The 19,533-nt window shown below is 53.2% G+C and carries 20 protein-coding genes; 6 read left to right on the forward strand and 14 right to left on the reverse strand.

Translation table 11 applies throughout. The annotated features are described in order from the left end of the window. Positions 1 to 35 precede the first annotated feature (35 nt). Together nrdR and VXK30_RS10065 are read right to left on the reverse strand one after the other, a co-directional pair. Complete coding sequence (gene nrdR / locus VXK30_RS10060) at positions 36 to 494, reverse strand: transcriptional regulator NrdR (RefSeq protein ID WP_275717497.1); 459 nt, start codon at positions 492 to 494, stop codon at positions 36 to 38. An 81-nt stretch (positions 495 to 575) separates the two neighbouring features. Next, a complete protein-coding gene (locus tag VXK30_RS10065; protein ID WP_275717499.1) occupies positions 576 to 1,361 on the reverse strand; it encodes a sugar phosphate isomerase/epimerase family protein in 786 nt (261 codons plus the stop codon). Positions 1,362 to 1,494: 133 nt separating this feature from the next. Between VXK30_RS10065 and VXK30_RS10070 the strand changes: the two genes are divergently transcribed. Both VXK30_RS10070 and abc-f read left to right on the forward strand, forming a co-directional pair. Continuing rightward, positions 1,495 to 1,926, forward strand: a complete 432-nt coding sequence (locus VXK30_RS10070) for a hypothetical protein (protein ID WP_275717501.1) — start codon at positions 1,495 to 1,497, stop codon at positions 1,924 to 1,926. A gap of 88 nt (positions 1,927 to 2,014) precedes the next feature. Continuing rightward, positions 2,015 to 3,913, forward strand: coding sequence for a ribosomal protection-like ABC-F family protein (gene abc-f, locus VXK30_RS10075; protein WP_275717503.1), 1,899 nt, complete (start codon positions 2,015 to 2,017; stop codon positions 3,911 to 3,913). 38 nt (positions 3,914 to 3,951) lie between these two features. Here abc-f and VXK30_RS10080 read toward each other — a convergent pair whose 3' ends face one another. Continuing rightward, on the reverse strand, positions 3,952 to 4,191 hold the full coding sequence (locus VXK30_RS10080; RefSeq protein WP_275717505.1) for an HPr family phosphocarrier protein: 240 nt from the start codon (positions 4,189 to 4,191) through the stop codon (positions 3,952 to 3,954). A 129-nt stretch (positions 4,192 to 4,320) separates the two neighbouring features. Here VXK30_RS10080 and mtaB point away from each other — a divergent pair, with 129 nt between their 5' ends. Beyond that, positions 4,321 to 5,613 (forward strand): tRNA (N(6)-L-threonylcarbamoyladenosine(37)-C(2))-methylthiotransferase MtaB, encoded by a 1,293-nt coding sequence (gene mtaB / locus VXK30_RS10085; protein WP_275717507.1) that lies wholly within the window; start codon positions 4,321 to 4,323, stop codon positions 5,611 to 5,613. A gap of 96 nt (positions 5,614 to 5,709) precedes the next feature. Here the strand turns inward: mtaB and VXK30_RS10090 are convergent, their stop codons facing one another. Next, a complete protein-coding gene (locus tag VXK30_RS10090; RefSeq protein WP_275717509.1) occupies positions 5,710 to 6,993 on the reverse strand; it encodes a glycoside hydrolase family 10 protein in 1,284 nt (427 codons plus the stop codon). Between the two features lie 131 nt (positions 6,994 to 7,124). Between VXK30_RS10090 and VXK30_RS10095 the strand changes: the two genes are divergently transcribed. Together VXK30_RS10095 and VXK30_RS10100 are read left to right on the forward strand one after the other, a co-directional pair. After that, entirely contained in the window at positions 7,125 to 7,490 is a 366-nt protein-coding gene (locus VXK30_RS10095) for a zinc ribbon domain-containing protein (RefSeq protein WP_275717511.1), read from the forward strand. Positions 7,491 to 7,504: 14 nt separating this feature from the next. Then, complete coding sequence (locus VXK30_RS10100) at positions 7,505 to 7,777, forward strand: DUF1294 domain-containing protein (protein ID WP_275717513.1); 273 nt, start codon at positions 7,505 to 7,507, stop codon at positions 7,775 to 7,777. A gap of 284 nt (positions 7,778 to 8,061) precedes the next feature. On the opposite strand, the gene VXK30_RS10105 is transcribed toward VXK30_RS10100, so the two are convergent. Together VXK30_RS10105 and VXK30_RS10110 are read right to left on the reverse strand one after the other, a co-directional pair. Continuing rightward, complete coding sequence (locus VXK30_RS10105) at positions 8,062 to 8,445, reverse strand: hypothetical protein (protein WP_275717516.1); 384 nt, start codon at positions 8,443 to 8,445, stop codon at positions 8,062 to 8,064. A 71-nt stretch (positions 8,446 to 8,516) separates the two neighbouring features. After that, positions 8,517 to 8,981 (reverse strand): hypothetical protein, encoded by a 465-nt coding sequence (locus VXK30_RS10110; protein ID WP_275717518.1) that lies wholly within the window; start codon positions 8,979 to 8,981, stop codon positions 8,517 to 8,519. Positions 8,982 to 9,539: 558 nt separating this feature from the next. Between VXK30_RS10110 and tnpA the strand changes: the two genes are divergently transcribed. Next, positions 9,540 to 9,986, forward strand: a complete 447-nt coding sequence (tnpA, locus tag VXK30_RS10115; RefSeq protein ID WP_275717520.1) for an IS200/IS605 family transposase — start codon at positions 9,540 to 9,542, stop codon at positions 9,984 to 9,986. A gap of 121 nt (positions 9,987 to 10,107) precedes the next feature. Here the strand turns inward: tnpA and leuS are convergent, their stop codons facing one another. Genes leuS through smc form a run of 8 tightly spaced genes read right to left on the reverse strand, consistent with a single transcriptional unit; the run spans position 10,108 to position 19,529 of the window. Next, positions 10,108 to 12,516 (reverse strand): leucine--tRNA ligase, encoded by a 2,409-nt coding sequence (leuS, locus tag VXK30_RS10120; protein WP_275717522.1) that lies wholly within the window; start codon positions 12,514 to 12,516, stop codon positions 10,108 to 10,110. 24 nt (positions 12,517 to 12,540) lie between these two features. Beyond that, positions 12,541 to 12,897 (reverse strand): ribosome silencing factor, encoded by a 357-nt coding sequence (gene rsfS / locus VXK30_RS10125; protein WP_275717525.1) that lies wholly within the window; start codon positions 12,895 to 12,897, stop codon positions 12,541 to 12,543. 32 nt (positions 12,898 to 12,929) lie between these two features. Continuing rightward, the gene (gene yqeK / locus VXK30_RS10130; protein WP_275717527.1) at positions 12,930 to 13,502 is read right to left on the reverse strand and encodes a bis(5'-nucleosyl)-tetraphosphatase (symmetrical) YqeK; all 573 of its coding nucleotides are present in this window, start codon (positions 13,500 to 13,502) and stop codon (positions 12,930 to 12,932) included. Next, positions 13,495 to 14,106, reverse strand: coding sequence for a nicotinate (nicotinamide) nucleotide adenylyltransferase (gene nadD, locus VXK30_RS10135; protein ID WP_275717529.1), 612 nt, complete (start codon positions 14,104 to 14,106; stop codon positions 13,495 to 13,497). The genes yqeK and nadD overlap by 8 nt, the downstream gene beginning before the upstream one ends. 24 nt (positions 14,107 to 14,130) lie before the next feature. Next, positions 14,131 to 14,436 carry a YhbY family RNA-binding protein gene (locus tag VXK30_RS10140; protein WP_275717531.1) on the reverse strand — a complete coding sequence of 102 codons (306 nt, stop codon included), beginning with the start codon at positions 14,434 to 14,436 and terminating at the stop codon, positions 14,131 to 14,133. Beyond that, positions 14,433 to 15,017, reverse strand: coding sequence for an RdgB/HAM1 family non-canonical purine NTP pyrophosphatase (gene rdgB / locus VXK30_RS10145; RefSeq protein WP_275717533.1), 585 nt, complete (start codon positions 15,015 to 15,017; stop codon positions 14,433 to 14,435). Before rdgB ends, VXK30_RS10140 begins: the two co-directional genes overlap by 4 nt. Further along, positions 15,014 to 15,934 carry a signal recognition particle-docking protein FtsY gene (ftsY, locus tag VXK30_RS10150; RefSeq protein ID WP_275717535.1) on the reverse strand — a complete coding sequence of 307 codons (921 nt, stop codon included), beginning with the start codon at positions 15,932 to 15,934 and terminating at the stop codon, positions 15,014 to 15,016. Before ftsY ends, rdgB begins: the two co-directional genes overlap by 4 nt. Before the next feature lie 16 nt (positions 15,935 to 15,950). Beyond that, positions 15,951 to 19,529: a chromosome segregation protein SMC gene (smc, locus tag VXK30_RS10155; RefSeq protein ID WP_275717537.1), complete on the reverse strand. Its 3,579-nt coding sequence runs from the start codon at positions 19,527 to 19,529 to the stop codon at positions 15,951 to 15,953. Between the last annotated feature and the right edge of the window lie 4 nt (positions 19,530 to 19,533).

Genomic DNA, 19,533 nt, shown 5'->3' on the forward strand with positions numbered 1-19,533 from the left:
TACACCTGCCGCTTTCCACGTTTTTATCAGATTTTTCAGGACCTGTTCTTAATCATCCTGTTCAATTCTTCCATAAAGGTATTGATATCCTTGAACTGACGGTAAACCGAGGCAAAACGGACATAAGCCACCTCGTCCACATCCTTCAGCTTTTCCATAGCGTACTTGCCGATCAGGCTGGAGGGTACTTCGCGGTCAAGCGAATTCTGGAGCATGTTTTCGATTTCGTCCACAATGCGCTCCAGCGTGTCGATGGACACGGGCCGCTTTTCGCACGCGCGCAAAAGGCCGTTCAACAGCTTGTTGCGGTCGAAGGTTTCACGCGATTTATCTTTTTTGATCACAACAATGGGTACCGTTTCGATTACCTCATAGGTTGTGAAACGCTTGGCACATTTCAGGCATTCCCTGCGCCGCCGGATTCTTTCGCCTTCGTCGGTCGGGCGGGAATCAATGACTTTTGACTCTTCATGGCCGCAATACGGGCACCGCATTGTAAAATCACCTCTATAAAACTATTTGTATAATTATAACATATTTTTTCAGCCGTTAGCAAGCGTTTATGAAACAAAATATTAGTAAATCAAACCATCTACGACTTTTTTTGCGCCTGTCAATTCGTTCAGTTCGCCAAAATTGCGCCGGTAGACCTCGATAATCAGGTCCCCGTTATAGCCGGATTTCTGCATCAGCTGTTTCAGCGCGCCGAAATCCATGGTTCCGCTGCCGGGCAAAAGGCAGTCCTCCCCCGGTTTGTTGTCGTTGATGTGGACGTGGACCAGCCTTTCCCCCATCGCCGCACACACCTGGAAGGGGTCTTCCCCTCCGCGCACCGCCTGCTTGACATCCAGCACAAACGCACAGTCTTCGTGCAGATATTCCCGCATTCTCAAGATAAACCCGGGCTCGTTGCTGCGGAACAGATTGACATTTTCCTGCGCCACCGTGACGCCGAATGTTTTCCCCAGCGCATAGAGCCGCGCGTAATGCTCAAAATACTCCTGCTCGGTGATCCTGCTGCGTTTGTCGTTGCGCTGACCGTGAAGCACCAGAATTTCTGCGCCCAGAAGGTTCGCGGCGTGAAAGTACCATTTATAGAACTCCAAACCGTCGTCGGAACGGCGCTGGTAATCCGAAAAAAGAAGGAAACTTTCAAAGCCGGAGGTGAACGGATGAACGGACTTTACAATACTGCCGCTGTCATCCGCCATTCTTTTTAATTCTTTGATATATTTCGGTCTTAGTTCGCTGATTGTATTGATAAACACCTCAAAAAGGTGGAAGTCAAGCGCGATTAACGCCGGAAGAGCCTGCTCCAGTTCCATGGGATAAAGGCAGGCCGTTGAGATGCCGGAACGCATAGTATCACCCCTTTTTAAGATTATATCCCGATGGAAGAAAAATGTCCAGATTAATCAAAGCACGGCTGGATATTCTATGATTGCCGGTAAAAACAAATTCCTTGATTTTACAAATAAAACGGGAGAAGAAATTATGATAAACGAAAACGCAACTTTGCTGGAAGAAATCTATCAGGCGACAAAAATGGGGCTGGAAGCGACTCAGCTGATCATTCCCAAGATCCAAAACCCGCGGCTGCGCACCGAAATAGAGGATCAGGCTCTGCGCTATCAGGATATGGGCGCGAAGGCAAAGCGGATGCTTCACGCCGACGGCAGGATGCCGGGGGCGGAAAAGACGATGCAGAAAGCGATGCTGCGCGGGTCCATCCGGATCAACACGATGGTGGACCAGACTCCGTCTCACATAGCCAGGCTGATGATGAACGGCACCGCCATGGGGATCAAGGGCATTACCAAAAACCTGAACCGGCTCGACGGCGCCGACACCGAAGTCAAGAAGCTGGCGGAAGATTATATCATTAATGAGCAGAAAAACATTGACGAATTGAAGAAGCATCTTTGAAGAACTTGATTTAACCGCGCTATTTCATTATAATATGGGAGCGGGGCCCGAACGCTCCGCACTTTACATATAAGGGGTTTTTACGGCTATGGGTTTGCTGAGCGCAAGCAATTTGAATAAATCCTTCGGCGCCGATGTGATTTTCAGCGGCGTCTCTTTTGAGATACAGGAAAACGACCGCATAGGGCTTGTGGGAATCAACGGCTCGGGCAAAACCACTCTGCTCAAGCTGCTGACCGGCGAAACGCAGCCGGACGGCGGCGATATTTTCAAGGCGAATTCGACCATTCTGGGCTATATGGAACAGCATGTCTGCCGCGATCTGGAAAGAAGCGCCTACAGCGAGGTGCTGACCGTATTTTCCGGACTTCTGGAAATGGAAAAGGAACTGGAGAGCATCAATCTGCAACTGCAGGCAAAACCGAAGGACATTGACCGGCTGATAGAAAAACAAACCGCGATGAACGACCGTTTTGTCGCACAGGGCGGGCTGACCTGTAAAAGCAGGGCGCGCTCGGCGCTGCTGGGACTCGGTTTTGACGACGAACAGATGGGGCTGCCGATCGCCGTGCTGAGCGGCGGGCAGAAGGCGAAGCTGCAGCTGGCGAAAATGCTGCTGTGCGGCGCCAACCTGCTGCTGCTGGACGAGCCGACCAACCATCTGGATATCTCCTCCGTGGAATGGCTGGAAGATTTTCTGCGTTCCTACGGCGGCTCCTTCGTGGTCATCTCGCACGACCGGTATTTTCTGGACAAAGTGACCAACCGCACCTTTGAGCTGGAAAACGGCCGTCTGACGCCGTACAAGGGCAACTACAGCACCTATCTTGCCCAAAAAGACGAAAACAATCTGGCGGCGCAGCGCAAGTACGACAATACCCGGAAGGAAATCAAGCGCATTGAGGGAATCGTGGCGCAGCAGCGGCAATGGAACAAGGAACGGAGCATCCGGACCGCGGAAAGCAAAATGAAGGTGATCGAGCGGCTGGAAAAAACGCTGGAAAAGCCGGATGAAAAACCGGACGGCATCCATTTCGACTTCGGCATCCGCCAGCGGGGCGGCAACGATGTTCTGAGCGCCGAAAACCTTGCCCTGCAGTTCGACGGCAAGCTGCTGTTTCAGAACGTGAACCTTGAAATCCACCGGGGCGAAAGAGTTTTTCTGATCGGGCCGAACGGCTGCGGAAAGACATCCCTTTTAAAGACGCTTCTGGGGATCAACACCCCCTCCGGCGGCGAATTCCGTTTCGGCGCGGGAATCGACGTCGGCTATTACGACCAGATTCAGGCGGGCCTGCATCCGGAAAAAACCGTGATCGACGAAATCTGGGATTCCTACCCGAAAATGACCCGGACCGATATTCGAAACGCGCTGGCCGTCTTTCTATTCAAGGGCGACGACGTTTTCAAATCCGTGGAATCTTTAAGCGGCGGAGAACGGGCGCGCGTCCTTTTGCTCCGCCTGATGCTTTCCATGGATAACTTCCTTTTGCTGGACGAGCCTACCAACCATCTGGATATCGATTCCTGCGAAGCGCTGGAGGCGGCGCTGCAGAGCTACGAGGGCACCCTGCTGATCGTGTCCCACGACCGCTACCTGATCAACAAAATCGCCGACCGGGTCTATTCCCTTGACAAGGACGGCGCACAGGAATTTATCGGCGGCTACGACAGCTATCTTGAAAAAAGCCGCGCAAAGGCCGCGGAAACGGCGGAGCCCGCCGCCGTAAAGCCGAACGAGTACCGGCTGCAAAAGGAACGCGACGCGTTGATCCGGAAGGAAAAGGCGGAACTGAAACGCAGCGAGGCGAAGATCGACGAGCTCGAAGCGGAAATCCTCGCTTTAAAGAAGGAGCTTTCCCAACCGGCAGTGGCCAGCGACTACGAGGCGGCGATGGAAATCACCGAAAAAATAGACTGCCTGACCAAAGAAAGCGAAAAGCTGTTTCAGCGCTGGAGCATTCTGGCGCAGAAATACCAGGAATAAAAAAAGCAGTCCGAATCACCGGACTGCTCACCACCGATTTAGTTTTGTGTCTGCGGTTTAAACTGATCAAGCTGGGAGATAAACTCTTTTCCTTCCTCACCCGGAACTTCGATCGTGATCGGCTTGGACAGATCCAGGCTAAATACTCCCATAATTGATTTCGCGTCAATTTTGTATCTATCTGTAGTCAGGTTAATCGGAAAAGTATAGCTGTTCGTCAGAGTTACAAACTTTTTGACAGCCTCAATGCTGGAAAGTAAAATAGAAGTTGTATACATAAGATACCTCCGTATTACAAAATTCATTACTCATGATATAGCACGGAAGGATTTTTTTCAATATTTAATATAGCCATACATTATGTCAATAAGTAATTTTAAATATCTAAATTTGTAAAAGGTGAAAAAATGAAAGTCTCTGTTATTACCCTCGGATGCAAGGTAAACCAGTACGAATCACAGGCAATGCTGACTCAGCTTGTCTCTGCGGGATTTACCGTATGCGACGCCGCGGACGAAAGCGACGTGGTGTTGATCAATTCCTGCACCGTCACCGCCATGAGCGACCACAAGGTGCGCCAGACGCTCCACCGGGCAAGGCGGAAGAACCCCGGAGCGGTCCTTGTCCTGACCGGCTGCATGCCCCAGGCCTTCCCCGAAGCGGCGGCCGGGCTGCACGACGCGGACATTGTGCTGGGCAATTCCAACCGCGCGGCGCTTTTGCCAGACATCCTGAAATACCTTTCCTCGCGTCAGCGCGTTGTGGATATTGTTCCTCATGAAAAGGCCCCCGGCTTTGAATCGATGAAAGTGAGCAGCTTTTTTGAGCGCACCCGCGCTTTTATGAAAATTGAGGACGGCTGCAACCGCTTCTGCTCCTACTGCATCATCCCCTATGCGCGCGGGCGGGTACGCTCCAAGCCGATGGAGGAACTGAAAAAAGAAATCGCGGAAATCGCCGCGAACGGATACCGGGAAATCGTTCTGACCGGGATCAACCTGTCCGCTTACGGGCAGGATCTCGGCCTGCATCTCTGCGACGCGGTCGAAGCCGCCTGCGAACCGGATTCCGTCACGCGCGTACGGCTGGGTTCCCTGGAGCCAGAGCAGCTGAGCGAGGATGTCATCGCCCGTCTGAGCCGTCAGGAAAAGCTCTGCGCCCAGTTCCACCTGTCCCTGCAAAGCGGCTCAGACGCCACGCTGAGGCGCATGAACAGGCATTACGGCACGGAGGAGTACCGGACGATCGTAAAAAACCTGCGCGCGGCCTTTGAAAACGCGGCGATCACCACCGACATCATGGTGGGGTTCCCCGGCGAAACCGAAGAAGAGTTTCAGGAATCGCTGGCCTTTGCCCGGGAAATCGCCTTTGCGAAGGTGCATGTTTTCGCCTATTCCCGCCGCCCCGGCACCAAAGCCAACGACGCGCCCGGCCAGATTGCACCGGCGGTGAAGGAACAGCGCAGCCGCCTGATGATCGAAGCGACGCAGCAGATCAAGGAAGCGTTTTTCCAAAGACAGATCGGGCTGACCGAGCCGGTGCTGTTCGAGCGGGAATGCGACAGGAACGTTTACGAGGGCTACACCGAAAACTACACGCCGGTCAAAGCGCACAGCGGCAAAAGCCTGAGCGGGGAAATTGTTCCCGCCCGCATTACGGAGGCCCTGAGCGACTGCTGCCTTGCCGAAATAAAAGAATAGCGGGCAGGTTTGCTTTCACATGATAGCAAAAGCACTTTGACTGGCTTTTACAGCCGTTTCAAAGTGCTTTTCCCTGATGTAAATAGTCCAAGGCCGTCACGAATTCAGCACCTTCATGACGTTCTGCACCTCTTCCTTCGTCTGGTCGCTGTTCAGATAATCCCAGGAGTAAAACATAAACCCGTCGCAGGAGGTTTTCCGGCCGACCTCCACCTGCTGCGCCAGGATATTGTTCGATTTTTTCCAGGTGCCGCTGTCGGCGTCGGAGCCGCTTTTGTAAACGGCAAGACCCAGGTACAGTTTCACGTTGGTGTTCACCACCATTTTGCGCCAGCTTTGGGCGGCGGTGTCAAACGGAAGAACGGGATTTTCAAAATTGACGTACAACTGCGGGCAGATATAATCGACATACCCCTGCGCGCTGCACCAGGAGGCGACGTCCGCGCCCATGTTCATGTCGTTTTCCACATTCCCCTGCGGGGCGATTCCAAACGGCAGGTTCGGCTTTACCGACTTGATTTCGCTGTAGACCAGTGAAACCATCGCGTTGATGTTGCCGCGCCGCCACTCCAGAAGGCCGAGCGGCGTGCCGCTTTTGGAAGCGGAAGCGCAGTACGCGTCGTAGGCGCTCTGATCGAACGAGCCGTCCTGCGTCGGATAGAAATAATCGTCAAACTGAATCCCGTCGACATCGTAATTCTGCGCGATTTCCTTCGCGCCGTCCGCAATCAGCTTACGCACCTGCGGGTAGGCGGGATTGTAATATTTCCCGCCGTTGCTGTCCACGGTCCAGCCCGCCTTGGAAGCGTCGCTTTTCCATGTATTGTAAAGATTGCCCTGCGCCAGAATGGACGGCGTTCCGGACACCTGAATGCGCAGCGGATTGATCCATGCCTGAATTTTCAGCCCCGCCTTGTGGGAAGCCGTAACCATGTAAGCGAGCGGATCGTAACCGGGGTCCACCCCCTGTGTTCCGCCGACGACATGGCTCCACGGAAAGTAGGCCGACTTGTACAGCGCGTCCCCAAACGGCCGTACGTGGACGATCAGCGTATTCATCCCACAGTTTTTTGCCCCGGCAACAATGGCGTCGAACTTTTTCTGAAAGGCTTTTTCGCTCTTGTCCTTTTCCTGACTCATATTCAGGTTCATGTACGGCACCCATACCGCCCGCATTTCGTCGGAGGAGGCCGGAACGGCGGCGCCGGCCGCGGCCGGCGCGGAGGCGGACGTGGAAGACGGATCCCCCCCGGACACCGGGGAGGGCTGTTCCCTGAACCGGTTACGCCCGATATTGACCAGCATAGTAAGCGCGATGACTCCTGCCAGAATACAGGCGCAGATAAAAATACTGTGCCGGTTAAAAAGCTTGATTACCATAGAAACCCATCCTTTCCGATTGCGGCTTTTCCCCGATTTTGTGACGTTTTTTCAATTTCAACAATCATGTATTTGACAGAACCGTCCGGATAGTGTACGATACAATTTAATAAATGATTGGGGGCGGTGTGATGTTCTTCATTATCGGAGTAACCAGCGGCGCGCACGACCTTGGCCTGCGGAGATGCGGCTGTCTCCCCTGCTGTTCCGGCGGCGCGATGGCGGCGGTTACCTGTACGTTTCAGCAATTCACGCTTTTCTTTATCCCGCTGTTCCGTTTCGGGAAAAGATACTTCGTCACCTGTCCCAACTGCGGTACCGTATACGAGCTGGCAAAAGACGAGGGCAGGCGCATTGAAAAAGACTCCGCGGCTGAAATCAATCCGGAGAGAATGTATGTCGTGCAGGGCGCCAGCCGGAAAACCTGTCCGGGCTGCGGATGCGCGGTGGACCCCAACAGCCGGTACTGCCCCAACTGCGGCGCCAGACTGCTTTGACGGAGGCGTAAGACATGCCTAATTATATATATTGGATTTGCTACTTAATTATTATTAATTTTATCGCGGTCATCCTGACGGCGGCAGACAAGCACAACGCGAAAAAACACCTTTGGCGCGTTCCGGAAAACACCCTGCTCCTGATTGCGGCGCTCGGCGGGTCCCCCGCCATGCTGCTCACCATGTACGCGATCCGGCATAAAACCCGGCACAAGAAATTTATGTTTGGCATTCCGATGATTATTACGATGCAGGTCTGTTTTGTCTATTACCTGTTTTTCAGATGATGCTGTAAGAAAGAAGGCTTCCGTCATGGACATATGGGCTGCGTTAAAGTTCGTTGAGGCTCTGCTGTTTTTGGGAATTTTATATTCGCGCGTGCTAAGATGGGTCGGTACAAAAATTCTCCGCTTTCCCCAGATTCGTGCTTGGGTAAAAAAGAAAAGCAGGCATCCATCCTTATAAAAATTTCAAGGGGCTGTTGCAAATTCTTTTGCAACAGCCCCTGCTTGTTTTTTTGTTCCGGACAATGCCCGGCTTCCTGACAACCGATTTGCAGCGGAAAACCAGATTACATTTTCAAATCGGATTTTTCTCCATAAAAAGCAGAAAGGAAATTTGCCCCGGAATAGACGGACAGAAACAATTGAATGGTATTCAAATTCTGAACGAAAAACTGTGGCAGAGACGCATAGAATACATACAGAAGGATAATAGCCACAATACACAGCAAAGAAACTGCTAAATAGAAAAGAGCAAAGCGAAACACCAGTTTTTTGTTAATTGCATTGAAAAACATTCCAAACAGAAACAGAATGATTATATGTGCAATGATCACTTTATAAGGATGGAAATAAAACACACGGTCTTGATCCATCGCTTTCAGTACGAAAAGGTTGACGATGGTAAGCAGTATAAAAACAGCAGGTTCGCAAATATGCTTTATTTTCCGCAATTCATTTACCCCCTTTCATCTAATGAAAAGGCGGCAGAATATCCGCCTTTATGGGCTATTTTGCCATGCAATTACCACCCCACTGTTTTTCGGTCGTCCGCAGGACGGGAAGCGGGCTGATCTTTCGTTTCCTCCAACACGGGATTCTCTCTTCTGCATTTTGTCCATGCAAAGAATATCTGTACAAAAGAAAGAAGAAAGGAAATAAAAACAGGCGGCAGGAGATTCCCTTCCAGATAATTGATCTGCAGCGGCAGAAAAATCAAAATGGAAAAAGCATACATCAGAAAGGTATACAGAAACACCTGATGAATCTGAATTTTGGAATGGATCATCCGATATCCTATCCAGATGAAAAAGGCAATTCCAATGAGGTAATAACCGATCTCGACAGCCGTCGCCGTATAACCGATTGTTTTCCAAAGACTGTCCAGCTCCGGCGACTTGATGCTTTGCTTTTGGAGCGGCAGCAGTGCCAAAAAGACCTGACGGGAATAGACCCGGTAGCTGAACTGGATGATATTTACAATGAACATCGCGAACCCAAACAATATAAACGGCACCGGAGCAGGTGGACTATTTTCACCGGATGCATTTCTGTTTTTTAAAAGCTTCGGCAACTCTATCGACCTTTCTTTTGCTTAATCCGGTATTGCCAACACAATGTGTATGATTTGCCCATACATTTCATGCCAATCGGCTATCCCTCTGAAAATCCGACACAAGGAACGCAATGAATCAGGAAAGTCCGTTTGCGTTCCTATAGATATAACGATTCAAACCGTGTTTTGTTACAGTTTTTCCCGAGCTTTTTTAAATTTGTGATGTCGTCTAAATCGTTTCCCAATTTTTTATACAGTATGCCATTTCGGTTCCGGAACAAACAAATATAAACAAATAAACGGCACCGGTAAAACCGGTGCCGTTTATTTGTTTTAATCTGCTTTAGCAGGTTCGTCAAACGTCTTGTCGTTTGAGGAACAAAAATCCACGAGCTACGCGCGTGAGATTAAGAGCTTAAGCAAAGAGCATCACCTATCTGGTATAATGACGAGTGTTCAAGCCGTCAAGAAACAGAAGAAAGGTGATGCTCCATGGCAAACAGTTTAGCACATACAAAATGGGTGTGCAAGTATCATATAGTATTTGCTCCAAAATATAGAAGGAAGATAATTTACAATCAGTTGAGGGCTGATATCCAGAAAGATATAAAAGATTTATGCAAATGGAAAGGGGTAGAAATCATAGAAGGCCATATGATGCCCGACCATGTACATCTTTTGCTTTCTATTCCACCCAAATACAATATTTCGAGTTTCATGGGATATCTCAAGGGAAAAACAGCAACGATGATATTTAATAAACACGCAAACTTGAAATACAAATTTGGAAATAAACATTTTTGGTCAACAGGGTATTATGTGAGTACGGTTGGGCTTAATGAGGCAACTATAGCAAAATATATTCGAGATCAAGAAAAACAAGATCAGATTGAGGATAAATTAACCATAAAAGAATACCAAGACCCTTTTAAAGGTTAGCCGGTAGTCAATCCACTACGGCTTGAACAAAGTGAAAGCCAGCGTCTTTTAGGCGCTGGCAATCTTATGCCCTTTTAGGGTTCGTGCAAGCCACCCGTTTTACGGGTGGTATTGACTACAATTATTTTACCACGATGTTGACCAGTTTGCCGGGGACATAAATCTCCTTGACAACGGTTTTCCCGCCGAGTTCAGCGGCAATTTTTTCATCGGCCTTAGCCGCCGCGATCGCCGCATCCTTGGCAATATCCGCCGCGACGCTCAGGTGTGCGCGCACTTTTCCGTTGACCTGGACAACGATTTCGATAGTGTCTTCGGTGCATTTTGCCTCGTCGTATTCCGGCCACGCCTGCTGGCAGGCCATCGCGCCGTCGAACTTCATCAGCGCCCACATCTCTTCCGTTACATGGGGCGCAAACGGATTGAGCAGAACGGTGAAAACTTTGAGCTCATCCCGGGTAATGGAACTCGCGTCGGCAATATCGTTCATCAGCGCCATCAGCGTGGCAATGGCGGTGTTGAATTTGAGCAATTCAATATCCTCTCCGACTTTTTTGATCGCTTTATTAAAGGAAATTTCCAGGCTCTTTCTGACGCCCTTCTCCTCACAGAGAATATTCTGAAGGTTCCAGTAGCGCTCCACAAAGCGGCGGCAGCCCTTGATGCCCGCGGAGCTCCACGGGGCGGCTTTCTCAAAATCGCCGATAAACATCTCGTAAAGGCGCATGGTATCCGCGCCGTACTCGCTTACGATTTCATCGGGGTTGACGACGTTGCCGCGGGATTTGCTCATCTTTTCGCCGTTTTCGCCCAGGATCATGCCGTGGCTGGTGCGCTTTGCGTACGGCTCCGGCGTAGGCACCACATGGATGTCGTAAAGGAATTTGTGCCAGAAGCGGCTGTAGAGCAGATGGAGCGTCGTATGCTCCATACCGCCGTTGTACCAGTCGACCGGCATCCAGTATTTCAGGGCTTCCTCGCTGGCAAGCGCGTTGTCGTTATGGGGATCGATGTAACGCAGGAAGTACCAGGAGGAACCGGCCCACTGCGGCATGGTGTCCGTTTCGCGCTTCGCCTTGCCGCCGCAGTGCGGGCAGGTAGTCGTTACCCAGTCCGTCATGTGCGCCAGCGGAGATTCGCCGGTGTCGGTCGGCTCATAGGATTTGACATCCGGCAGCCGCAGCGGAAGCTCGCTTTCCGGCAGCGGAACATAGCCGCACTTCTCACAGTAAACGACCGGGATGGGTTCGCCCCAGTAGCGCTGACGGGAAAAGACCCAGTCACGCAGCTTAAAGTTTACTTTGGGGTGTCCCAGTCCCTTTTCCGTTAAGTAGTCGGTGATTTTTTTCTTGGCTTCGTCCACGGTCAAACCGTCGAGAATCCCGGAATTTACCATAATGCCGGTCGCGCAGTCGGTAAAGGCTTCCTTTTCCACGTCGCCGCCCTTGACCACCTCAATAATCGGCAGATTGAATTTCTTCGCAAACTCCCAGTCGCGGGTATCGTGCGCCGGAACGGCCATGATGGCGCCCGTGCCGTAGGAAACGAGCACGTAATCGGAAATGAAGATCGGAATCTCTTTTCCGGTAACGGGATTGACGGCCGCTACGCCGTCAAGGCGGACGCCGGTTTTATCCTTGGCCACCTCCGTGCGCTCAAAGTCGGACTTTCTGGCGGCTTCGCTCTGGTAAGCGCGCACCTCGCCGATATTTTTCAGCCTGTCGGCCCATTTTTCGATCATGGGATGCTCCGGGGAAACGACCATGTAGGTCGCGCCGTAAAGCGTGTCCGGCCGGGTGGTATAAACGGTGAGCTTGTCCCCCGTCGTCGCGGTGAAATCCACCTCTGCGCCGGTGGAGCGGCCGATCCAGTTCTTCTGCTGCGCTTTGACGCGGTCGGGGTAGTCGACAAGGTCAAGGTCGTCGATCAGGCGCTGGGCATACTCGGTGATTTTGAGCATCCACTGGGATTTGACCTTGCGGACAACCTCGCTGCCGCACCGCTCGCAGACGCCGTTGACCACTTCCTCGTTGGCCAGCACGCATTTGCAGGAAGTACACCAGTTGACGGCCATTTCCTTCTTGTAGGCAAGGCCGTGCTTGAACAGCTGTAGGAAAATCCACTGCGTCCATTTATAATAATCGGGATCGGTCGTATTGATTTCCCGCGACCAGTCGAAGGAGATGCCGAGGGACTGAAGCTGCTGCTTAAAGCGGGCGATATTTTTCTTTGTCACTTCCGCCGGATGCACATGGTTTTTGATGGCAAAATTCTCCGTCGGCAGACCAAAGGCATCCCAGCCGATAGGATACAGGACATTGTAGCCCTGCAGGCGGCGCTTGCGCGCAACGATATCGATTGCCGTGTAGGAGCGCGGGTGACCGACGTGAAGCCCTTGTCCGGACGGATAAGGGAATTCTATCAGCGCGTAATATTTCGGTTTGCCGCTGGCGTTGGAAGCATGGAAAACGCCTGCTGCTTCCCATTTATCCTGCCATTTTTTCTCAATTGACCTGTGATCGTATTTCATCTTTCCTTCGCTCCTATATTTTGATTATTCTTTTACAATATCGGAAATGTCGATTTTTTCCGCGTCCTGCCACAGACGGTCAAGATTGTAAAATTCGCGCGCGTCCGCCGTAAAAATATGGACCATGACATTGCCGTAGTCCAGAAGCACCCAGGAGTTGGAACGGTAGCCGTCAACGTGCTCCGGGCTGACGCCGAGCTGCTTTAATTTGAACTCGACCTCTTCCGCAAGCGACTTGACGTGAGTGCTGCTGGTACCGGTCGAAAAAACAAAATAATCCGCAATCACGGAAATATCCTTAATGCCGATGACCTTCAGGTCCATGGCTTTCTTTTCATCCAAAATCTTAACCGTTTCCTTTGCCAGTTCCAGTGACGTCATACACAACAACCTTTCCTTTTGACTGTATTTATTTAACTGTATTTATTTTTCAGAACCGCCTCGTTATAAGCGGCGATCGTATCGGGATGGATGGCGCGGCAGTCTTTTGTCAGGTCCTGAATGGTGTAAACCATTCCTTCGATCATCGCCTGTTCCAGACTGACGTCGGCGGCCCTGCGCAGAGCCTCCACGCCGTCGTAATCGCGGTCCGCGGAAATAAAATCGGCGATAAAGATAATTTTGTCCAGCCGGGTCATGTGGGCCCGCCCGGTCGTGTGATACCTTACGGCATTTAAAATCTCCGCGTCGGTGATTTTCAGTTCCTTCTCCAGATAAGCTGCGCCGAGCATTGCGTGCCATAGCTTCTGCGCGCTGCGCTCCACATCGGTCAGGATGATATCGTAGCGCATCATCATTTTCAGCTGTTCATCGGGCGGAACATCCTTCATAATATCGTGAAGAATTCCGGCAACTTCCGCTTTTTCCACATCGGCCTCATACTTTTTTGCAAGACGCACCGCAGCGTCGCGGACACAAAGGGAATGATCATATCGTTTTTGGCTGAGAAACGGCTTTATAATCGCCTCATAATCGATTTTATTCATTTTCCTGCTCCAAATACAACTTATTTTCCGCTATATAATCCGCAACCTTCGGCGGGACAAGCTCCGAAATGCTTTTCCCATCCCGAACCGCATTGCGGACCATTGTTGACGAAATAGGAAGATATTCAATATTCCGGATGAAGGTTTTCGCCCCTTCCCTCTCCAGAATTTCAGCGTAGTCCAAAAGGGAACGCAGTCCGTCGCCGCCGCGCGGGGCCGCGCACAGAACAGCCAGCCTGAAAATCGTTTCCGCCTCATACCAGTGCTTCAGGGTAAGGAACATATCCTCGCCGGTAATCAGGTAAAGCTCGGAATCCGGGTTTCTTTTTTTCAGTTCCCGCAGAGTGTCCGCAGTGTAGCTGCGGCCCCTCCGTTTCAGCTCTATGTCGCTGACCTCAAAAATATTCCCTTCGCACGCAAGGCGGCACATTGCAAGCCTGTCCCTGCCGGGGGCAAGGTTGGGCGCGTGCTTGTGCGGAGGCTGATAAGTCGGAATCAGCAGTACCCTTTGCGCCCCGATCAGCTCTGCAAACCGCTTTGCCAGATGCATATGCCCGTTGTGAATGGGGTTGAAGGTGCCGCCGAATACGGCAATTTTCTGCATATTTCCACCTTATGTCATATCATATTACTTTTTTGCTGCTTTGGGAAGAGTGATTTTCGGTTCTTTTTCGTTTCTGCGGTACAGTACAAACTTGGAACCGATGACCTGTACGACTTCCGAGCCCGTCTCGGCGGCAATCCGTTCGGCGGTGTCCCTGACGGGGACGGGAGAGGTCTCCAGCACTTTCCCTTTCAGGATTTCCCGCGCGGTCAGAGCGTCGTCCGCCTGTTTGACGACGTCCGGGCCGACGCCGGATTTTCCCACCATTAAAATCGTGTCGATATCGTTTGCGAGGGAGCGGAGAAATGCGCGCTGTTTACTGGTCATCATCCGTTCTCTTCCTTCCTGTTCCGTAATTTTTCGGCGAACGCCCTGAGCGCCCGGCCGCGGTGGCTGATTTCATCCTTTTCCTCTGCGGTCAGCTGAGCGAAGGATTTTCCATTGACAAGAAAAATCGGGTCGTAGCCGAAACCGCCCTCCCCTTCGGGAGCGAACGCGATGGTCCCCGCACATTCGCCCTGTGCGGTGATCCGGCTTCCGTCCGGAAAAACACAGCAGATGGCGCTGACGAATTTCGCCGCACGCTTCTCCCGCGGAACATCCTTAACCGCGTCCAGCAGCTTATGGATCCGGTCAAGATCGGTTGCGTCTTCCCCGGCGTACCGGGCCGAATACACGCCCGGCGCTCCGCCCAGAGCGTCCACCATCAGGCCGGAATCGTCCGCAACGGCGGGCAGCCCCGTTTCCCGGCAGGCCGAATCCGCTTTGAGAAATGCGTTTTCCGCAAAGGTGGTACCTGTTTCCTCCACCTCCGGCAGATCGGGCGCCGAAACGGAGATATGGAGAGGCATCAAAATGCGCTCAAGCTCCTGAAGCTTCTTCTGATTATGGGTAGCCATGACAAATTTCATTCCTGATTCTCCCTTGCAAATAAAGCCTCGGCAAATTCGTCGGCGTCGAACGGCTGAAGGTCGTCGACCTGTTCCCCGACTCCAATGAATTTGACCGGGATTCCCAGATTTTCGCGGATGGCGAGCACCACGCCGCCGCGCGCGGTGCCGTCCAGCTTGGTCAGCACGATCCCGGTGATCCCGGCCGCGTTCTGGAATTCGCGCGCCTGGTTCACGGCGTTCTGGCCGGTGGTGGCGTCGAGCACCAGCAGCACCTCTTTGTCCGCGTCCGGCAGCTCCCGGTCAATGACGCGGCCGATTTTGGAAAGCTCGTCCATCAGGTTCTTTTTATTGTGAAGCCGTCCGGCCGTGTCGCAGATCACTACGTCCGCTCCTCTGGCCTTGGCGGCGGCAACCGCGTCGTATACCACGGAAGCGGGGTCGCTGCCCTCCGGCTGCTTCACCAGCTCGGCGCCGGAACGCTGCGCCCAGACCTCCAGCTGTTCCACGGCGGCGGCGCGGAAGGTATCCGCCGCGCCGAGAACGACCCTTTTCCCCTCGGCCTTTAACCGGGACGCAATTTTCCCGATGGTGGTCGTTTTGCCGACGCCGTTGACGCCGATAACCAGAATCACGGACGGTTTGGTGGAAATCTGCAGCTCTTCGCCGCCGCGGAGCATTTCCGCAACGGTTTCGCGCAGCATCCCGTAAATCGCTTCCGGGTCGGTAACGCCCTGTTCCTTTACCTTTTTGCGGAGCGTGTCGCAGATATGCTGCGCGGTGAGCACGCCGACGTCGCCCATGACGAGCAGTTCTTCCAGCTCCTCAAAAAGCTCCTCGTCGATGGAGGTAAAGGAGCGGAGCATGGACTCCACGGAGGAGCTCATTTTGTCCCTTGTCTTTTTTAATCCCTCTTTTATCTTTGAGAATAAGCCCATTTGATTGTCTCCTTCATCAATGTTGTTCCTTCATGCCAAGCTTGGCCTCAATTTCGGACACATGCAGCTCCAGCAGCTTGGAAATGCCCTCGTCCTGCATGGTGACGCCGTAAAGCACATCCGCTTCCTCCATGCTGCCGCGGCGGTGCGTGATTACAATAAACTGCGTGTTTTTATTCATGCGGCGCAGATATGCGGCAAACCGGTCGACGTTCACGTCGTCCAGCGCGGCTTCGATTTCGTCGAGCACGCAGAACGGCGGCGGGTTGACCTTCATAATCGCAAAATACAGGGCGATCGCCACCAGCGCCTTTTCCCCGCCGGAGAGCGACTCCAGGTGCGTGATGATCTTGCCCGGCGGCTGTACGGAGATTTCGATGCCCGAATTTAAAATATCATCGGGCGCGCTCAGCGCCAGCTCGGCGGTACCGCCCCCGAACAGCTCCCGGAACGTCTGCTTGAAATTTTCGTTGATCTGCCCGAAGCGTTCCACAAACAGGCCGCGCATCTGATGCGTCAGCTCGCCGATCAGCTTTTTGAGCTCGTCGCGGCTTTTCTCGACGTCTTCGATCTGGGCTTTCATAAACTCGTAGCGTTCGGAAACTTCCTTGTATTCCTCGACCGCGGCCACATTGACGGAGCCGAGCGCCTTGATCTTATTTTTCAGCTCGTTCAGGCGTTTCTGTGCCTGCGCCGGATTTTCTATTTTCGCGCCCGTCTCTTCCGCTTCCCGGCGTGTCAGTTCGTATTCTTCCCATAAGCGGCTGATTATTTCATCATACTCTTTCTGAAGGTTGGCCTTGCGTTCCTCCAGACGGGCAAGCTCATGACCTATTTTTTCTTTTTCCGCCGATTTTTCATGCTCCTTCGCGCGCATTTCCGCGGAGAGGCGTTCATATTCCATCCGTCTGGCGTTCAGCTCTTCGATTTGCCCGCCGCATTTTTTCGCGGCTTCGCGAAGGGCGGCGGCCTGCTCTTTCAGTTCTTCCACACGGACGGTCAGCGCGGCGCTGGCGGCCCGGACGGTGTTGATCTCTTCGTTCAGCGCTTCCGTACGGCCCTCGTGGTCCTGCTTCCTGCGTTCAATGTCCTCGATCCCCGCCCGCAGAGACTCGATGTCCTTCTGCGCCGAGAGACAGGCCATGCGGATTTCCTGCAGCTGCGCGGAGAGCTCGTCGCTGGCCTGGTTCAGCTCGGTTCGGCTGCCGCTGATCTGACTGAGCTCCGCCTGTAAAGCGGCCTGCTTTTCCGTGATTTCCTTTGAGCGGGCCTGCGCGGCCTGCTGCGCTTCTCTTTGAAGGCTGAGCCTTGCGCCGGCCGTTTTGTTTTCCTCGTTCAAAGCGTCGCAGTCGCGGGAGACGGCGGCCAGGTCAGCAAGCGCGCGCCTGTGCTCGGAATCGATTTTCACGCGCTCTTCCTGCGCGGAAGAAAGCTCCGCTTTGGCTGCGGCAAGCTCCGCTTCACAGGAAGAAACCTCTTCCGAAGCGGTTTTCAGCGCCGCGGCGGCGGCTTCCGCTTTCTTCTGGAGCTCGGCGGCTTCCGCCCGGATGCGCTCAATTTCCGACGCGCGGCTGAGCAGTCCGGAGTTTCTTGCGAGCGAACCGCCGGTGAGCGAACCGCCCGCGTTGACGACCTGCCCGTCCAGCGTAACAATGCGGAACCGGTAGTTGTAGCGCTTGGCGATCGCGACGGCGCTGTCCAGATCCTCCGCCACGGCAATGCGCCCCAAGAGAGAATTCAGGATCCCGTTATATTTTTCATCACAGCTGCACAGGCGGCCCGCGATGCCGACGAAGCCGGGGCAGTCGTCAAGGCCGTTTTCCTGCAGGACATTTCCCCGGATCGTTGTAAGGGGAAGAAAGGTCGCCCGGCCGGAATCGCGCTGTTTGAGCAAACGGATCGCGTTTTTCGCGTCCTGTTCATTGCCGACGACAATGTTCTGCATGGCCGCGCCCAACGCCGTTTCAATGGCGACGGCGTATTGGGAAGGTACTTTGATCAGTCGGGAAACCGGCCCGTGGATGCCGCCGACGGTCCCCCGCCCGGCTTCCTTCATCACAATTTTGACACTGTGGGAGAAGCCTTCCAGATTGCGCTCCAGCTCCTCCAGAAGGTGTGCTTTGCGCGCGTGCTCCTGTGCGTCCAGACGGAGCGTTTCGCTCTGCTGCTTGACCGCTTCCATCCGCTGGCGGCGCGTATTCAGCCGCAGCTCGTAGCCCTTCGCCGTGTTGGTCAGCGCGCCGATCCGTTCGTCGGTGTCGGAAAGCATTTTCGCGTAATCGCCGGACTCTTTCTGAAGCTGTGCCATCTGCTCCTTTTTGGCGCGGATGGTCTGAGCAATATCGGTAAGCCGAAGCTGTATTTCGGTGATGGAGGAAACCGCCGTCATCTCCGCGACCTTTGCTTCCGTCGCCTGATTGGCGCATTCCGCAATTTCCCGCGTGTATCCGTCGATTTTCCCGGTGGTTTCGTTCATGCTCCGGCGAAGTTCTTCCAATTGTTCGGTGTAGGTTTGGGTCAGTCGATTCTTCTCGTTTATGTACTCTGTTTTCTGCCGAATCTGAGTCTTTTTCTGATCGATTTCCTTTTCCATATCCTGACTGGAAACGGCGCTTTGCTCGATTTCCTTTCGGATACGCCCGATATTTTCCTCGTTGTGCTGAATATCGTTCTGCAGGACCGACGCTTCGCCGTCTTTTTTGACGGCATTCTCCTCCTGCCTGGCCGCTTCCTGGCGGATTTCATCCACCTTTGCGGTGCAGGCGCCGGCTTCCCTGAAATTCTGCTCGATTTTTTCGTCTATTTCCTGAAGCTCCCGCTCCACCGTTTCATGCTGGTCACGGGCAATCAGGATTTTATCGTCGTGCTCGCGCAGGACCCGGCCCGATTTTTCCAGCGTATTGAGCCAGAGCCCGATTTCCAGCGTACGCTTTTCAGCGGCGTAGGCAAGGTACTGCTGCGCCTTTTCGGACTGTTCCTTTAACGGGCCGACCCTGTCCTGCAGCTCCGTCAGAATATCCCTCAGGCGGAGGAGGTTATCTTCGGCCTGATTCAGCCTGCGCTCGGATTCCTCCTTGCGGTAACGGAAGCGGGAAATCCCCGCGGCCTCCTCAAAAATTTCGCGGCGGTCCTCCGAACGGGCGGCCACGATGCTGTCGATCTTGCCCTGTCCGATGATGGAGTATCCGTCGCGGCCAAGGCCGGTGTCCATGAAAAGCTCGTTGATATCCTTCAGCCGCACCGCGGCCTTATTGATCAAATATTCGCTGTCCCCGGAGCGGTAATACCGGCGGGTGACCGCCACATTGTCGGCATCGAACGGAAGCTGGCGAAGGGCATTGTCAATGTTCAGGGTAACCTCGGCAAACCCCTGTGCCTTGCGCACGGGAGTACCGCTGAAAATAACGTCCTCCATTTTCGTGCAGCGGAGCACCCGGGTGGACTGTTCGCCCAGAACCCAGCGGACTGCGTCGCTGATATTGCTTTTTCCGCTTCCGTTCGGGCCCACGACCGCCGTGATACCATGGTCAAAGCTGAGAGTTGTCTTATCAGGAAATGTCTTGAACCCCTGAATTTCCAGTGACTTCAACAGCATATTC

It is taken from the genome of Caproiciproducens sp. CPB-2, assembly GCF_036287215.1.
Lineage (GTDB): Bacteria > Bacillota > Clostridia > Oscillospirales > Acutalibacteraceae > Caproiciproducens.

Bases quoted from the DNA above. Each gene is read 5' to 3' on its own strand.
- yqeK (WP_275717527.1), bottom strand. From the start codon at position 13,502: ATGAATAAAATCGATTATGAGGCGATTATAAAGCCGTTTCTCAGCCAA.
- VXK30_RS10065 (WP_275717499.1), bottom strand. From the start codon at position 1,361: ATGCGTTCCGGCATCTCAACGGCCTGCCTTTATCCCATGGAACTGGAG.
- VXK30_RS10070 (WP_275717501.1), top strand. From the start codon at position 1,495: ATGATAAACGAAAACGCAACTTTGCTGGAAGAAATCTATCAGGCGACA.
- VXK30_RS10100 (WP_275717513.1), top strand. From the start codon at position 7,505: ATGCCTAATTATATATATTGGATTTGCTACTTAATTATTATTAATTTT.
- smc (WP_275717537.1), bottom strand. From the start codon at position 19,529: ATGCTGTTGAAGTCACTGGAAATTCAGGGGTTCAAGACATTTCCTGAT.
- tnpA (WP_275717520.1), top strand. From the start codon at position 9,540: ATGGCAAACAGTTTAGCACATACAAAATGGGTGTGCAAGTATCATATA.
- ftsY (WP_275717535.1), bottom strand. From the start codon at position 15,934: ATGGGCTTATTCTCAAAGATAAAAGAGGGATTAAAAAAGACAAGGGAC.
- VXK30_RS10080 (WP_275717505.1), bottom strand. From the start codon at position 4,191: ATGTATACAACTTCTATTTTACTTTCCAGCATTGAGGCTGTCAAAAAG.
- rdgB (WP_275717533.1), bottom strand. From the start codon at position 15,017: ATGAAATTTGTCATGGCTACCCATAATCAGAAGAAGCTTCAGGAGCTT.
- VXK30_RS10090 (WP_275717509.1), bottom strand. From the start codon at position 6,993: ATGGTAATCAAGCTTTTTAACCGGCACAGTATTTTTATCTGCGCCTGT.
- VXK30_RS10110 (WP_275717518.1), bottom strand. From the start codon at position 8,981: ATGTTCATTGTAAATATCATCCAGTTCAGCTACCGGGTCTATTCCCGT.
- nrdR (WP_275717497.1), bottom strand. From the start codon at position 494: ATGCGGTGCCCGTATTGCGGCCATGAAGAGTCAAAAGTCATTGATTCC.
- VXK30_RS10095 (WP_275717511.1), top strand. From the start codon at position 7,125: ATGTTCTTCATTATCGGAGTAACCAGCGGCGCGCACGACCTTGGCCTG.
- rsfS (WP_275717525.1), bottom strand. From the start codon at position 12,897: ATGACGTCACTGGAACTGGCAAAGGAAACGGTTAAGATTTTGGATGAA.
- VXK30_RS10140 (WP_275717531.1), bottom strand. From the start codon at position 14,436: ATGATGACCAGTAAACAGCGCGCATTTCTCCGCTCCCTCGCAAACGAT.
- nadD (WP_275717529.1), bottom strand. From the start codon at position 14,106: ATGCAGAAAATTGCCGTATTCGGCGGCACCTTCAACCCCATTCACAAC.
- leuS (WP_275717522.1), bottom strand. From the start codon at position 12,516: ATGAAATACGATCACAGGTCAATTGAGAAAAAATGGCAGGATAAATGG.
- mtaB (WP_275717507.1), top strand. From the start codon at position 4,321: ATGAAAGTCTCTGTTATTACCCTCGGATGCAAGGTAAACCAGTACGAA.
- abc-f (WP_275717503.1), top strand. From the start codon at position 2,015: ATGGGTTTGCTGAGCGCAAGCAATTTGAATAAATCCTTCGGCGCCGAT.